This window comes from Deinococcus rhizophilus, assembly GCF_030271215.1.
Classification (GTDB): Bacteria; Deinococcota; Deinococci; order Deinococcales; family Deinococcaceae; genus Deinococcus; species Deinococcus rhizophilus.
In genome coordinates this window covers 1-1,638 of record NZ_JASNGB010000240.1, presented here as the reverse complement: position 1 = coordinate 1,638, position 1,638 = coordinate 1, and the positions used below count along the sequence as shown (strand labels likewise).

The window sequence follows — 1,638 nt, the reverse complement described above, 5'->3', positions numbered from 1 at the left end:
GCGCCTGCTCGCGCCGCCAGCGGGCGACGGCACCGTGGTCCCCGCTTCTGAGCACGTCGGGCACCGCGTGGCCGCGCCATTCGGGGGGCCGGGTGTATTCGGGATAGTCCAGCAGCCCGCTGGAAAAGGAGTCGTCCCGGTGCGAGGCCGCGTCGCCCAGCACGCCGGGACGCAGCCGCGCGACCGCCTCCAGCACGCAGGCCGCCGCCGCCTCGCCGCCCATCATGACGAAGTCCCCGACGCTGAGTTCGCGTGTCACCAGCGTCTCCACCCGCGCGTCGAAACCCTCGTAGCGCCCGCACAGGAAGGCGAGGTGGGTCTTCTGGCTCAGCTCCTCCGCCGTGCGCTGGGTGAAGCGTTCCCCGGCGGGCGTGAACAGGATCACCTCGTCGGCGGGCGGCAGGCTCGCCAGCGCCCGCTCGGCCACGTCGACCCGGATGACCATGCCCGCGCCCCCACCGTAGGGGGTGTCGTCCACCTTCGCGTGCCTGTTGTCCGCGAAGTCCCGCATATTGACGAGGTTCACGTGGGTCAGCCCCCGCGCCGCCGCCTTGCCCAGAATCGCCTCCGAGGCGAAGGGCGCGAGCAGCTCGGGAAAGAGGGTCAGGAAGGAGAACGTCAGCACGCGGCCCTCACGCTTCCCCTTCCTCCTCGCCCAGCAGCCCGGCCGGGGCGTCGGGCGTCAGGGCGACCGCCTCGGGGCGGCCTCGCGCGTTCAGGCGCACCTCGACGTAGGGGGCCTGAAGCGGCAAAAAGCCCTGGCCCGCCGGATGCGAGACGACCAGCAGGTCCTGATGCCCGCCGTCTTGCACGTCGGCGACCTCGCCCAGCCGCTCGCCCGCCTGCCCGTACACAGGAAGGCCCCGCAGCTCGTGGTAGTAGTACTCGCCCTCCTGCAACGGGGGAAGGTCGGCGTCGTCGGCATAGACGTTCGCGCCGCGCAGCGCCTCGGCCCCCTCGCGGGTGGTGATTCCGCCGAGGTGCAGCGCCACGCCCGGCGCGAGCGGGTCGGCGCGGCGCACCCGCAGCCAGCCCCGGCCCTCCACCCACACGCGCGGCAGCGCCAGCAGTTGCGCGGCGTCGCCCAGCACGTAGACCTTCACGCCGCCCGCGACCCCGTGCGGCCCCAGGAAATAGCCCAGCCGGGTGGTGTCGTCCGGCGGATTCACGCGCCCACCCTCAGCCTTTGCGCGGCGCGTCGAGGTCCACGCTCACGCGGTCGGCGGGATCGGTCGCGGCCCGCACCAGCGTGCGAATCGCCTGAATGACCCGGCCCTGGCGCCCGATCAGTCGGCCTTCCTCGCCGGGGCCGACGCGCACGATCACGGTCGGCCCGCGCCGCGAGGCCCGCACCAGCGAGGGCTGGTCCACCACGCTCTGCGCCAGAAAGAGGGTCAGGTCCACGGGATCGGTCTTCATGGGGGGCATTGTAGGGGAGCGGTCAGGGGTTGGCTTTCAGCCCCCCAGCGGTCAGCGCCCGCGCCAGCCCCAGCACCCGGTCGTCCGTTCCACGCGGCCCGGCGAGCTGCACGCCCACCCAGGGGGCAGGGGTCGGCAGGGCCACGGCGGGCAGCCCCAGCAGGCTGAAGGGCACGGTCAGGCGCAGCACGGCGCGGCGCAACGGCACGCGGCCCCCCG

3 protein-coding genes and 1 pseudogene are annotated in these 1,638 nt (G+C 73.9%); all 4 read right to left on the bottom strand.

The annotated features are described in order from the left end of the window. Positions 1–625: tRNA (guanosine(37)-N1)-methyltransferase TrmD (gene trmD / locus QOL99_RS15855; protein WP_285525246.1), on the bottom strand; the 625-nt coding region annotated here is incomplete at its 3' end. 7 nt (positions 626–632) lie between these two features. Further along, complete coding sequence (rimM, locus tag QOL99_RS15850) at positions 633–1,169, bottom strand: ribosome maturation factor RimM (RefSeq protein ID WP_285525245.1); 537 nt, start codon at positions 1,167–1,169, stop codon at positions 633–635. A 10-nt stretch (positions 1,170–1,179) separates the two neighbouring features. Beyond that, positions 1,180–1,419: a KH domain-containing protein gene (locus QOL99_RS15845; RefSeq protein WP_285525243.1), complete on the bottom strand. Its 240-nt coding sequence runs from the start codon at positions 1,417–1,419 to the stop codon at positions 1,180–1,182. A gap of 22 nt (positions 1,420–1,441) precedes the next feature. Beyond that, a pseudogene (locus QOL99_RS15840) lies at positions 1,442–1,638 on the bottom strand (hypothetical protein); the annotation flags it as partial.

Coding starts and splice junctions, on each gene's coding strand:
- QOL99_RS15845 (WP_285525243.1), bottom strand. CDS start 1,419: ATGAAGACCGATCCCGTGGACCTGACCCTCTTTCTGGCGCAGAGCGTG.